This is a genomic window from Polaribacter sp. KT 15 (assembly GCF_900143115.1).
In the GTDB taxonomy this organism is placed as follows: Bacteria; Bacteroidota; Bacteroidia; order Flavobacteriales; family Flavobacteriaceae; genus Polaribacter; species Polaribacter marinaquae.
In genome coordinates this window covers 3,167,504-3,181,487 of sequence record NZ_LT670850.1, presented here as the reverse complement: position 1 = coordinate 3,181,487, position 13,984 = coordinate 3,167,504, and the positions used below count along the sequence as shown (strand labels likewise).

12 protein-coding genes are annotated in these 13,984 nt (G+C 25.2%); 11 read left to right on the top strand and 1 reads right to left on the bottom strand.

Annotation, left to right across the window (positions count from 1 at the left end; translation table 11 throughout):
* Positions 1-2 precede the first annotated feature (2 nt).
* The 11 genes from asnB (at position 3) to B5464_RS14065 (ending at position 12,820) form a co-directional block, all read left to right on the top strand.
* Positions 3-1,715, top strand: coding sequence for an asparagine synthase (glutamine-hydrolyzing) (gene asnB, locus B5464_RS14115; protein WP_079738909.1), 1,713 nt, complete (start codon positions 3-5; stop codon positions 1,713-1,715).
* On the top strand, positions 1,709-3,097 hold the full coding sequence (locus tag B5464_RS14110) for a hypothetical protein (RefSeq protein ID WP_079738908.1): 1,389 nt from the start codon (positions 1,709-1,711) through the stop codon (positions 3,095-3,097). The genes asnB and B5464_RS14110 overlap by 7 nt, the downstream gene beginning before the upstream one ends.
* The gene (locus B5464_RS14105; RefSeq protein WP_079738907.1) at positions 3,098-4,231 is read left to right on the top strand and encodes a glycosyltransferase family 4 protein; all 1,134 of its coding nucleotides are present in this window, start codon (positions 3,098-3,100) and stop codon (positions 4,229-4,231) included.
* Between the two features lie 105 nt (positions 4,232-4,336).
* Positions 4,337-4,858 carry a hypothetical protein gene (locus B5464_RS14100; RefSeq protein ID WP_079738906.1) on the top strand — a complete coding sequence of 174 codons (522 nt, stop codon included), beginning with the start codon at positions 4,337-4,339 and terminating at the stop codon, positions 4,856-4,858.
* Entirely contained in the window at positions 4,858-5,991 is a 1,134-nt protein-coding gene (locus B5464_RS14095) for a glycosyltransferase (RefSeq protein ID WP_079738905.1), read from the top strand. Before B5464_RS14100 ends, B5464_RS14095 begins: the two co-directional genes overlap by 1 nt.
* Entirely contained in the window at positions 5,984-7,060 is a 1,077-nt protein-coding gene (locus B5464_RS14090) for a glycosyltransferase (RefSeq protein WP_079738904.1), read from the top strand. Before B5464_RS14095 ends, B5464_RS14090 begins: the two co-directional genes overlap by 8 nt.
* A 2-nt stretch (positions 7,061-7,062) precedes the next feature.
* Positions 7,063-8,433 carry an O-antigen ligase gene (locus B5464_RS14085; RefSeq protein WP_079738903.1) on the top strand — a complete coding sequence of 457 codons (1,371 nt, stop codon included), beginning with the start codon at positions 7,063-7,065 and terminating at the stop codon, positions 8,431-8,433.
* Entirely contained in the window at positions 8,423-9,424 is a 1,002-nt protein-coding gene (locus tag B5464_RS14080; RefSeq protein ID WP_079738902.1) for a glycosyltransferase family 4 protein, read from the top strand. Before B5464_RS14085 ends, B5464_RS14080 begins: the two co-directional genes overlap by 11 nt.
* Positions 9,425-10,708 carry a phenylacetate--CoA ligase family protein gene (locus tag B5464_RS14075; protein ID WP_079738901.1) on the top strand — a complete coding sequence of 428 codons (1,284 nt, stop codon included), beginning with the start codon at positions 9,425-9,427 and terminating at the stop codon, positions 10,706-10,708.
* Complete coding sequence (locus tag B5464_RS14070; protein WP_079738900.1) at positions 10,701-11,441, top strand: glycosyltransferase family 2 protein; 741 nt, start codon at positions 10,701-10,703, stop codon at positions 11,439-11,441. The genes B5464_RS14075 and B5464_RS14070 overlap by 8 nt, the downstream gene beginning before the upstream one ends.
* Positions 11,441-12,820 carry an exopolysaccharide biosynthesis polyprenyl glycosylphosphotransferase gene (locus B5464_RS14065; RefSeq protein ID WP_079738899.1) on the top strand — a complete coding sequence of 460 codons (1,380 nt, stop codon included), beginning with the start codon at positions 11,441-11,443 and terminating at the stop codon, positions 12,818-12,820. Before B5464_RS14070 ends, B5464_RS14065 begins: the two co-directional genes overlap by 1 nt.
* On the opposite strand, the gene B5464_RS14060 is transcribed toward B5464_RS14065, so the two are convergent.
* The gene (locus B5464_RS14060; RefSeq protein WP_154066982.1) at positions 12,800-13,981 is read right to left on the bottom strand and encodes a DUF4105 domain-containing protein; all 1,182 of its coding nucleotides are present in this window, start codon (positions 13,979-13,981) and stop codon (positions 12,800-12,802) included. The two genes, B5464_RS14065 and B5464_RS14060, sit on opposite strands and share 21 nt — an antisense overlap.
* Positions 13,982-13,984 lie beyond the last annotated feature (3 nt).

Sequence of the window (13,984 nt, the reverse complement as noted above, 5' to 3'; positions counted from 1 at the left end):
AAATGTGTGGAATTGCAGGTATAATAGGAGGAAATATTAAAGAGGACGTAATTTCTAAAATGTTAAAAACTCAACATCATAGAGGCCCTGATAATACAGGAGTTTTTAGAGATGAACAAGTTTTGTTAGGTCATAATAGATTATCAATATTAGATTTATCAGAAAAATCGAATCAACCTTTTAAAGATAATTCTAATAGATATATAATAACTTTTAACGGTGAAATTTATAATTATATTGAATTAAAAGAAGAGTTAAAAAAATATAATTTTAAAACAGAATCAGATACAGAAGTACTTTTAGCCGCTTATATTAAATGGGGAAAAAAATGTTTACATAAATTAAATGGAATGTTTTCTTTTGCAATTTGGGATAAAGAAAAAAAGCACCTTTTTGCAGCTAGAGATCGATTTGGAGTTAAACCATTCTATTATTATAGAGAAAAAGAAAAATTTTATTTTTCATCAGAAATTAAAGCATTACATGCATCAGGAGTAAAAAAAACTCCGAATAAAAAAGTATGGGCCTCTTATTTAACCTATGGTAGTTATGGTCATCCAACAGAAACTTTTTGGGAAAATATAAATCAATTACAAGGTGGTCATTATTTAGAATATTCAAAAAACTCTTTAAATATTAACAAATGGTATTTTTTCGAAAAAGAGATTTTAAAATATCAAGCTAAAGTATCTTTTAAATCAGTAAAGGAAAAATACAAGAGTTTATTAGAAGACAGTATAAAATTAAGGTTTAGAGCAGATGTAAAAGTTGGATTTAATATTAGTGGTGGTTTAGATAGTTCAGCTCTATTAGCATATGTAAATAAGCTAAATAATAGCAAAAATATAAACGCTTACACTTTTTACACAAATGATAATAGGTATGATGAGCTACCATGGGTAGAAGAAATGATTAATTATACAGAAAATCCTTTATCAAAAATTTTACTAAAAATAGATGATGATTTTTATAAACTAATAGATTATATTTCAAAAATACAAGAAGAACCTTTTGGAGGTATTCCAACCTTAGCTTACAGTAAAATCTTCGATAAAGCAAGAAAAGATAATGTAATTGTTTTGTTAGATGGACAAGGTATGGACGAACAATGGGCGGGATATGATTATTATTTAAAAAATAATGATAACACAATTCAAGGAATAAAATCATCTCCTTTTAAAGAGAATGTACTTGCGGAAGATTTTAAAAAATTTGCATCTAAACCAGTTTATCCAAAACCTTTTAAAGATGCTATTTTAAATAAACAGTATAGAGATTTATTTTATACTAAAATTCCGAGAGCACTTAGGTTTAATGATAGAGTTTCTATGGCATTTAGTACAGAGTTGCGAGAACCTTTTTTAGATTATAGACTTGTAGAATATGCATTTGCACAACCTTTAGATTATAAGATTAAAAACGACATTCAAAAATACTTATTAAGAGAATTAGTTGCAGAAGATTTAAATGACTCTATATCCTATGCTCCTAAAAGACCATTACAAACTCCACAAAGAGAGTGGTTACAAAATGAATTATTTTCTTTTGTAAAAGATTCTTTAGAGAAAATAAAAAAATCAGAATATTCTAATTGGTTTAATATAAAAGAATTAGAAGAAGAGTTAGTTAAGTATAAAAAAGGAAATATAGATTCTAGTTTTCATATTTGGCAATGGGTTAGTTTAGGTTTAAATATTGATAATTATTTATGTTAAAAGGAGAAAATAAAAAAACTGTTTTATTTGTAGTTCCAGATGGTACAGGAATTAGAAATTATCTTTTTTCTGATATTATTCCAAAATTACATAAAGCAGGTAAAAATATTTATATTTATCATTCTTTGGATGATAAAGCACTAGATGAAGTTAGAAAAATTCATAAAATAAAATTTGAATCAAAAAACATTTCTCATTATAGAGAAACAATAAAGCAGAAGTTTTTAAGAGAAGTCATTGCATTTTCCCGTCTGAAATACAACGCAAATTTGGTTAATAATGATACAATATTAACTAATTGGAATAGAAATAGAAAAGGTACTAAGAAGTATTTTTATAAGTTAGTAGAAGGTATTGGTAATTATTATAGTAAAAAATATTCAAGAATTTTATGGTTAGAAGAAAAGTACCAGAAATCTTTATTAATTTCTATAAATAAAGAAATTAAATTTTTAAAAGATTTAACTGTAGAAAGTTTATTTTGTACTCATCAAAGAGCTATTAATGCTATACCAATAATTAAAGCAGCAAATGTTTTAAAAATTAAAACAATTGGTGCAATTTATTCTTGGGATAATATTCCTAAAGGAAGACTAAGTGTTAGAACTCAAAAATATTTAGTTTGGTCTAACTATATGAAAAATGAATTACTACAATTTTATCCAGAAATAAATTTAGAATCAATTGTAATTACTGGAACTCCACAATTTGAGTTTTATAACGATGAATCTATTTTTTTAAACAGAGAAATATTTTTTAAAAATCAAAACTTAGATTTAAATAAAATAACTATTTGTTTTTCTGGTGATGATGAGTTGACCTCACCCTATGATCCAAATTATTTAGAAGATTTAGCAGATGAAATTTTGAAAAATAATAAAGAAAATGATGTTCAAATTATTTTCAGAAGAAGTCCTGTAGATTTATCTGGAAGATATGATAAGGTAATTAATAAATACAAAGCATTTATAGTTCCAATAAGGCCTTTGTGGAGCAATAATAGAGAACATTGGTCTACTCTTTTTCCTAGTTTTAACGATGTAAAGTTATTGGCTAATATTTGTAAACATTCAGATTTGGTAATTAATTTAGGTTCTACTATGGCACATGATTTTGCTATTTTTAATAAACCTGCGGCTTATTTAAATTATAATAGTGTAATAGATAAAAGGTGGTCTGTAGAGACAATTTATAAGTTTCAGCATTTCAGGTCTATGCCTAATCAAAATCAATTATATTGGATTAATTCTAAAGAAGAGATCTTAAAAATTATTAATTTAGCTATAAATCATAAAAAATCTCTTGGAAAAGAATGGTTAAGAGTAATTAATTGTGATAATAAAAATTCATCATTAAACATTGTAAATCAAATTTTAAATTAAATGCATATTTGTTTTATTTCTAGTGAATTTCCATTGCCTAATGCTTCCTATGGAGGTATTGGTACTTTTTTATTAACCTATTCTAAGCTTTTGATTAACAATGGACATAGGGTTTCCGTTGTTGGTCTACATGATAAAGAAGAAACAGAAGTTAAAATTGAAGGTGTAAATATTTTTTATGGAATAAAATCTAATATAAAAGGATTTTCTTGGTTAAAAAACTCATTTTCTATAAGTAGTTTAATTAGTAAAATTCATAAAAAAGATAAAATAGATATATTAGAAGCTCAAGAAGGTGGTTTTGCTTTTATTAAAATACCCAAAAACGTAAAGAGAATTGTAAGATTGCATGGTGGTCATCATTTTTTTCACACTTTTGAGAATAAAAAATTAAATTTTAAAAAATCACTTTTAGAAAAATTAACCTTTAAAAAAACAGACGCAGTTATAGCTACTTCAGACTTTGTTAAAATTCAAACTTCTAAATTTATTAATTTTTCTAAAAAGAAAAATATTACTATTAATAATCCGATTTTAATAGACCAGTTTTATCCTGCGGATAAAAGTAAAGTTATTAATAATACTGCTGTTTTTGCGGGTACTATTTGCGAAAAAAAAGGAATAAGACAATTGTGTTTAGCAATTCCTGAAATTCTTAAAGAATTTCCTGAATTTCATTTATATATTTATGGGAGAGATTGGTATTTTCCAAACGGGACATTATATAAAGACTGGATGTTAAAACAATTATCGGATGATATAAAAAAAAGTATAACTTTTAAAAATCCAGTACCATATATAGACTTACCAAAAGTTTATGAATTTGGTGAAATTTGTATTTTTCCGTCTCATATGGAAGTTCAAGGTTTAGTTGCACCAGAAGCAATGTGTATGGAAAAAATAGTTGTTTTCACAGAGTATGGCCCAGGGTCTGAAACAATAACTGATGGAGTAGATGGTTTTTTATGTAAACCACTAGAAGTTGAAAATATTTCAAAGACAGTTATAAGGGTGTTAAAAAATCGTAATAATAACAGGGAAATAGAAATAAGAGCTAGGAAAAAAGTGATTGATAAATTTTCACCAAAAATTATTTTAAAAAAAAATATAGATTTTTACAACTCTATTCTTTAAAGATTAGAAATTTAACTACTCATTTTTTATTAAAATTCAATTTTCAACTAGATACATAGAGTAAAAAATTTATTAAATTTAAAGGCTTCAACTAAAAAAAATAATTTGTTTAAATCAGATATTTTAAAATATAAAAAATATAGTGGAGGTAAATCTTCACTAATATTACTTTTAACAACACAGGGTCTATGGGCTATTTTTGTATACAGAGTTTCTAATTATATTTTTAAAAGTAACTTATCTGGATTGATTAAAAAACCATGTTTATTGTTAGCATTAATATTTCAAAAATGGATTGAAATTATAACTGGTATTTCTATACCTTATACTTTTACAATTGATCATTCATTTTATATTGGTCATTTTGTTAGAGTCATTATAAATACCAAAGCAATTATAGCATGTAAAATAAAACCCTTTAATGAATTTACAGGAAATTCTGATTCGATACTTTTTTTTAAACCTAACTCCAAAGAATATATTAGTAAAAAAGTAGTTGATTTATTATCAGACCATAAAAAAAGATTAGAATTAATAGAAGAGAGTCAGAAACATACCTTAGAAAGTTTTAACTCTCATAATATTTTAGAAGATAATATTTCATTTTATAACCCAATTTTAAGATAATGAAATTTGGAATTATAACACATGCAATTCATAAACAACATTCTGACAAAATTTATGCTTATGAGCCTTATGTAAGAGAGATGAATTTATGGGCTAAATACGTCACTGAAATAAAAATTTTATCACCAATATCAAAAGAAAAACAAACTGCTATAGAAACAGAATATACTGGTGTTAAAGTTAAATTAGAAAAAATACCTAGTCTGCATATTAAAAATATTGCATATGCACTGCATAATATATTATACATTCCTTTAATTTTTTTTAAAATTATAAAATTTATAAAAAATGTAGATCATATACATTTACGATGCCCTGGTAATATTGGACTTTTAGGTGCTTTAGCTCAAATATTTTACCCTTCTAAACCAAAGACAGTAAAATATGCAGGTAATTGGGATCCAAACAGCAAACAACCTGTTAGTTATAAGATTCAAAAATGGATTTTATCGAATACTATTTTAACAAAAAACTGCAAGGTTTTGGTTTACGGAAATTGGGAAAATCAATCAAAAAATATAATTCCTTTTTTTACAGCATCCTATAAAAAAAATGAAATAGAAATAGTAAAAACTAAAAATTTATCATCAGTAATTAAATTTATCTATGTTGGCGCTTTCTCGGTTGGTAAACAACCTATGTTAAGTGTAAAAGTTATAGAAAAACTTTGTAACCAAGGTTTTAATGTACAATTAAATATGTACGGAAATGGTGAAAAATTTACTGAAATACATAATTATATAAAAGAAAAATCGCTTGAAAACATTATTGTTTTACATGGAAATAAACCCAAAATTGAAGTAAAACAAGCTTTTAAAGAATCACATTTTTTACTGTTTATTTCTAAATCTGAAGGTTGGCCTAAAGTTGTGGCAGAAGCAATGTTTTGGAGTTGTTTACCAATATCTTCAAATGTTTCTTGTGTAAATTACATGCTTGGTAATGGCTCAAGAGGAAGTGTTTTAAGACCTGATGTTAACATTGAAGATATTATCTTTGAAATAAAAAGATATTTAAATGATGAAAAAAAATATCAAGAAAAAGTTTTAAATGCAACCAGTTGGTCTCGAGAGTATACTTTAGATAAATTTGAAGTTGAAATTAAAAAAATTTTAGATATTAATTATGAGTAATTTAGGTGTTGTTCAAATTATTGATACATTAGAAACAGGCGGAGCAGAAGTTTTAGCAGTTAATATAAATAACGGTTTAAATGAAGTTGGAATAAACTCACATATTTGTGCAACAAGAAAAGAAGGTAAATTAATAGAAAACATCAATAATAAAACAAATTATATATTTTTAAATAGAAAAAAAACTATTGATATCAAAGCTTTAATTAAATTTAGAAAATATATAGAAACGAATAATATTTCTGTTTTACATGCTCATGCTACTTCCATATTTATGGCTTTTTGTATAAAAGTAATGAATCCTAAATTAAAAATAATATGGCATGATCACTATGGCAAAAGCGAAAACTTGAAGTATAGACCAAGCATATTTCTAAAACTTTTTTCATTTTTTACTCATTCTATAATATCAGTGAATGTAAAGTTGAAAGACTGGTCGGAAAAAAAATTATACTGTAAAAATGTTTTTTTTGTAAATAATTTTGCAAGCTTTAATTTAGTAAAAGAAAAAACAAAATTGAATGGTGAAAATGGAAAGAGAATAATTCATTTGGCAGCTTTTCGAAATCAAAAAAACCATCAATTTTTAATAGAGGCTTTTGCAAAAATAAGTAAAGTTAACCCTGATTGGACTTTACATTTAGTAGGAAGACTTGGGAATGATTTATATACACAAAAAAACTTAGCATTAATTAAAGAATTGAATTTAGAAAAGCATATTTTTGTTTATGATGCTAAAATGGATATCCAAAATATTTTATTCCAATCAGATATTGGGGTTTTATCATCTAGTTCAGAAGGTTTACCTTTAGCTCTTTTAGAATATGGTTTAGCTAAGTTACCTGTAGTTTGTACAAATGTTGGTCAATGTTCAGATATTGTTATTGATAAAAAAACGGGTTATTTAATTGAAAGCAATAATATGAATCAACTAGTTGATAAATTAGAATTGTTAATAAAATCAAAAACTGATCGAATTAAGTTTGGACAAAATAATGAAATCAATATTAAGAAAAACTATTCTGTAGGCCCTTTTTTAAAAAAAATAATTAAAATTTATAATTCTTAATTTTGATAAAATTAATTCTTCGAAATAAACTTGTATTCATATTAATTCATCTGGCTTTTGGATATTTTGGTACATTTAGTTTTTTTCCAAAATTATTTGGAATTATAATTGTATTAACTCCACTTTACTTCATTTTTAACTCTAAGAATGAAAATGAAGAAGCTTTATTATTTGCCGCTTATATTGTAGGTGCAGAAGTTTATACAAGAATGATAGGTGGTTTTATCTTCTATGAAACAGGGAAATATGTAGTTATATTATTTCTTGTTTTAGGAATGTTTATAGGACGATTTAAACAAAGTTTTTCTGTACAATATGTCTTTTATATCTTACTCTTATTATTAGGAATTGTTTTTACTAAAGTACCTGAAGGAGAATCAATAAGGAAAAATGTTATATTTAATTTAAGCGGCCCTATTGTTTTAGGTATCTCCGCTATCTACTGTTATCAAAGAAATGTTTCTGCTAAAAAATTATTAGATATTCTATATTTCATGCTTTTACCATTGTTTTCTATGATAATTTTCCTTTATTTTAGGACACCAGATTTAAGTGAAATAGTATTTGGTGGAGAAGCAAACTTTCAAACTTCAGGTGGATTTGGACCAAATCAAGTTGCAACTGCAATTGGTCTAGGTATGTTTATTTTAACAGTTTATATACTATCAAATAAACGACTAACTGGTTTTATATATATTGATGCCATTTTTTTAATTTATTTTTCTTATCGTGGTTTATTAACTTTCTCACGAGGTGGAATTTTAACAGCTATAATTTCGATTTCTTTTTTTGTTATATTTTTCTTGATGTACAAAAAAATATCATTTACAAAGTTTTTTAGATACCTAATGCTAGCATTGGTTTTTATATTGTCTATTTGGATATATACATTAGACATTACAAACGGAATGTTAAATAATCGTTATACAGGAAAAAATGCAATTGGAGTTCAGAAAGATATTACGACGGGTAGAGTAGATATTTTGAAAATTCAAATGGGTAATTTTTTAGAGAATCCTTTAGGTATCGGTGTTGGGAATGGTAAGTATGAAAGGCTAAAAAAAGGAGAAGCAATTACTGCAGCATCACATAATGAAGTAGGTCGTTTGTTAGAAGAACATGGTTACATAGGTTTTATTTTATTAATAGCACTAATTACAATTCCGTTATTTAACTTCCTAAAAGGGAATTCTTATCAAAAAGCATTTATAATTGCATTTTATTTGATTTGGTTTTTAACGATAAATCATTCTGCTATGAGAATTGCTCTTCCTGGATTCGTTTACGCTTTAAGTTTGTTAAATATCACAAATATTGATGAATTAGAAAACACAGAAGACAAGAATCTAATGATTGCCGAAAATGAGTATTAAAATTCTCTACATAGGTAATAACAATACTAAAAATGAAACTACTTTAAAACTATTAAGTAATTCTCTTGTAAATGAGGATTATGATATAATTATTACCTCTAATAAACAAAATAAGTTTTTTAGGCTTTTAGATATGTGTGTTAATTTATTAAAACTAAGTTTTAAATTAGATTTTGTTATTATCGATACTTACAGTACAACAAACTTTTATTATGCTTTAATATGTTCTCAAATTTGTAAAATTTTTAAATTAAAATACATTACTGTTTTACATGGAGGAAATTTACCAAATAGACTTAAAAAAAATAAATTTTTATCTAGTTTAATTTTTAATAATGCTTATAAGAATGTTTCTCCTTCCATGTATCTAAAAAAGGAATTTGAAAATTATAATTATGTAGTTGATGAAATACCAAATATTATTCAAATTGATAAATATCCGTTTTTAAAAAGAATCAATATAAAACCTAAGTTACTCTTTGTAAGAGCTTTTCATGAAATTTATAATCCAGTAATGGCTTTAAATGTATTAAAAGAGGTTTTGAAATCTTTACCAGAAGCAACATTGTGCATGATTGGTCCAATAAAAGATAATTCACATCAAAATTTTTTAAAACTTGCGAGCCAATATAATTTAATTGATAAAATTGAAATTACAGGTTTCTTGGCTAAGGAAGAATGGCATGAAAAATCTAAAGATTTTGATATATTCATAAATACTTCTAATTTTGATAATATGCCCGTTAGTGTTATCGAAGCTATGGCTTTGGGTTTGCCAATTGTTTCTACCAACGTTGGTGGACTTCCATATTTAATAGAAGAAAACATTAGTGGTTTGTTAGTTGATAAAAACGATGTTAAAGCAATGGCGAATGCCATCAATTTAATTGTTGAAGGAAAGCATCAGAAACTAGCAATAAATGCTAGAAAAAAAGTAGAAAGTTTTAGCTGGAATTCAGTAAGAAAAAAGTGGTTAGAAATACTAAAATAGATGATACACAAGTTTATTTACCTTTTAGGACAAACTTTTAGGAATCCATCTCTTAGAAAAAACTATCAGTTTTTAAAAACTACCGAGAATTGGTCTTTAGAACAATTAGAAGAATATCAGTTTAAAAAAATTAGAGAAATTACAAAGTTAGCAATTGAAAATTCTACTTTTTATAGAGATAAATATGCTAAAGTCAATACTCAAGAAATTAAATCGCTTGATGATTTAAAGTTAATTCCGGTTTTGACTAAAGAGGAGTTAATTGAAAATGTTAATGAAATTCATACCAATTTAAACTTTCGTAAACAATTTTTGGCAACAACGTCAGGTACTTCTGGTCAATCTTTAAAATTTTATAGAAACGAAGAAGCAGATTCGTTTAATAGAGCAGCAATTCAACGAGGTTATTCTTGGCATGATGTAAATCCTTGGGATAAAAATGGGTATTTCTGGGGATTTAATTTCTCGTTAATTTCTAAAATAAAAAATAAGCTTTTAGACAAACTCCAAAATAGATTTAGAATCTTTAGTTTTGAAGACAAATATCTAAAGAGTTTCATTAAGAAAACAAAAAATGCAACTTACATTCAAGGTTATTCTTCAATGATTTATCAAACTGCTGTATTAATCAATAAACTAAATTTAGAAAAACCTAAAAATTTAAAATTAGTTAAAGGTACATCAGAAAAAATCTTTGATTCATATCAAGAAGAAATAAAAAAAGCTTTTGGATTGAAAATGGTTAGTGAATATGGTGCTACAGAAGCTGGAATTATAGGTTTTGAATGTAATAAAGGAAATATTCACATAAATATGGAAGGTGTTTACGTTGAAGAAGTTAACAACGAGATTTTAGTAACGAATCTACAATTAAAATCATTTCCTATTATTAGATATAAGTTAGGCGATTATATTTCTTTGGCACCAAGAAATGAGAATTGTACTTGTGGAAAGAAACACCTAATTATTAAAGAAATAACAGGTAGAGTAGGAGAAAATATTTACGGGAAAGAAAATATATATCCTAGTTTATATTTGTATTATATTTTTAAAAATATTTCAAAAAAAGAAAATATAAATTTAAACTATCAAGTTTTACAAGAGGAAAAAGGTAAATTGGTGTTTTTAATTCAGAATCAAATCGAAGCAGAACTTCAGCAAAAGCTGTGTAAAGAAATTAAGCAACATTTTAAAGATGATATCGATTTCGAAATTAATACGGATTCAGAGTTAAAAAAATCTAACGGTAAATTAAAAAACTTTATTTCTACCATAAATGAATAATTTAGTTTCTATAATAACACCTAGTTATAATTCATCAGCTTTTATATCAAAAACCATAAATAGTGTTTTAAATCAAACCTATAAAAATTGGGAAATGATTATAGTTGATGATTGTTCTACGGATGGCAGTAATAAAATCATTGAAAGTTTTATCGCGAAAGATAGCAGGATTATACTACATAAATTAGCTAAAAACTCTGGAACAGCAATAGCAAGAAATACTGCAATAGATATAGCAAACGGTGAATTTATAGCTTTTTTAGATAGTGATGATATTTGGTTGCCTAACAAATTAGAGCTTCAAGTAGATTTTATGATTCAAAACAATTATAATTTCACATACACCTCTTACAGCACTATAAACGAAACATCAGAAAAACCAATTAAAAACTTTATTTGTAGACCAACTCTAAATTATAAAAACATGCTTTATTCTAATAGAATTGGGTGTTTAACAGTAATTTATAATGTAGATAAATTGGGTAAAATTTACATGCCAAATGTTAGAAAAAGGCAAGATTATGCACTGTGGTTAAAAATTTTAAAAATTGAAGAACACGCCTTTGGTATTCCAGAAATTTTAGCACATTATAGATTAAGAAACCAGTCTATTTCTAATAATAAGTTTGAAATGCTTAAGTGGAACTTCAATCTATTTAAAAATATTGAAAAAATGTCATATGTTAAATCATTTTTTTATCTTTCGTGCAATGTTTTGAATAAACTATTTTAATGAATCAAAAAAAATATTTTAATATATCTGAGCGTAAAATTTTGCTTAGAGTAATAGATACAATAGTTATAATTACTAGCTTGTATTTTTCTTTTGAAATATTAAATTTTAGCTATTTTAACTTTTATAGTAATAGTTTATTAGTTTGGGCATTCTTACTTATTTCATATTATTTAATTTTTGGAGAAATTTTTCAATTATTTAATTTAAACATTTCTAACAATAGATATTTAGTACTTAGAAGTATCGTTGTTACTGCTTTTGCCACAACAATATTCTACGTTTTCACACCATTTTTATCGCCTATTTTACCTAATAATAGACTTCAAATTGTCTATCTTTTTTTAATTCTAGCAATACCAATTGTTGTTTGGAGATTTTTATACATTCAATTAATATTTTCTCCAAAGTATTTTAAAACTGTCATTTTTATTGGGAAATCTGATAAGATAAAAGGGATGTTAGAAAAAATTCAAAAAGATAATTTTCATAACCTTAGAGCCTATTTTTCTGATGAAGAAATCGATAATGTTAATGGTTTTAGAAATGTTGAAACTGAAAAACTTTCAGAATTTTTTACCGATAATAGTATAAATGAGATTGTAGTTTCTAAAGATGGTTTATCTAATGAAGTTCTAGAATCTTTAAATAAAGAGTTGATTTTTCTTTTTCAAAAAGGATATAATATTGCAAGCTACGAGTCTTTTTATGAAGAAATAAACTTAAGAATTCCTAAAGAATATTTAGAACTTAATTTTTATAAGCATATTAATTTTAGTAAAAACAATACTAACAGGTTTTATTTATTTGGCTTAAGAGTAACAGATGTTTTTATTGCTTTAATTGGTTTGATTGCTTTTTTAGTTGTTTTTCCTATAATTCTAATAGGAAATATTTTTGCTAATCGTGGTCCTCTTTTTTATTCTCAAGATAGAGTAGGACAAAATGGTAAGATTTTTAAGATTTATAAACTTAGGTCTATGGTTACAAATGCAGAGAACAATGGTGCAGTTTGGGCTCAAAAAAATGATACAAGAATTACAACATTCGGTAAATTTTTAAGACATACAAGGTTAGATGAAGTTCCTCAATTTTACAACATCTTAAAGGGAGATATGGGAATTATTGGTCCTAGACCAGAAAGACCCGAATTTGTAAACGATTTAGAAAATAAAATTCCGTTTTACTCTATAAGAAATATTGTTAGACCAGGCTTAACAGGTTGGGCTCAGGTTAATTATCCGTATGCAAATACAATTAAAGAACAAGAAATAAAACTTAGATACGATTTGTATTATATAAAAGAAAGAAGTGCTTTTCTTGATTTTAAAATCTTAATTAAAACCATTACAACAATCTTATTTTACAGAGGTCAATAAGTTTTTTAGTAAATAGAAATATCTAATATTTAATAATATTAAAATCGGAATTAAAGTTACAGGAAAGCTCTGTAAACCTATTATCCATAATAACGGAACTATATTCAATAAAGCTATAGTCACTTTTAAATAATTTTTCACCCAAAGTTTTACCGATTTTCTTAATAATAAAAATGCAATAATAATATTAGGGATAAATGCCCATAATACATTAAAATTATTTGGAGCAGTTGTGTGAGAAGAAAATAACCATAGATAGGTTAAAATTAAACCAATTAAACCGGTTATAAAGAAGATTAAAAAATCTAAAACTTTTGATCTTTTATTATTTTTAATATTCTTAACAGTTATAAATAAAACAATAATTAAAAGAGCAGAAAAAATAAAAATCGGACTTACAATAAAGTTATTATTTTGAATTTCTTTATAATTTAATAAAACATCTTCGCGCTTAACAAAGTCTACAATTCTTCCGTTTCTTTTAATTTTTGCATTCTTAGATGTTTTGTATAAATAATCAGGTAAATAGGTGTAGGCTATTTGATTTCTTTCTTTATCTAAAATAGTACCAGCAATTAAATTAATTCCAAAATTACCCCAAGTATTCCAAGTAATTTCGTTGTTCATTAATTGTCTTAATGTTTTATTATTTTCTATCTCATTACTTTCTAAAATTAAATTATCTTTTAAAACTTCAAGAGAAATATCTTTAAGTTTAGATGCACAATTATTAAAAAAAGGATCGTATAAATACGTTGCATTTTCTTTTAGAGCATTTTTTTCTAAATATAAAAAGACTTGCTGTTTTTCTAATGTATTTAAATTTAAAACCTGTTGCTTTAACCAACGCTTATCTTTCATGTAACTATTAAAAAAATAGACAAAATCATATTTAGCCAATAGGTAGTACATTTTACCGTGAGCAAAATTTAATAGAAAATTAGGTTTATCAAAATCAAATATCCCATAGTTATAAATAACATCTAAATTTAAAGATGGGTCTTTAATTCTAATTGCAGAATGACCAAATTTCTCATATAACTCTTTACCAGGACCTGCTGTAACAATAGATATTTCTGAGAAAGTAGATAATTTCTGAGCATGATTAATTTTAAATAATAATAAAAAGATAGGAAGAACTATACATAGTTTTTTTATCATAAT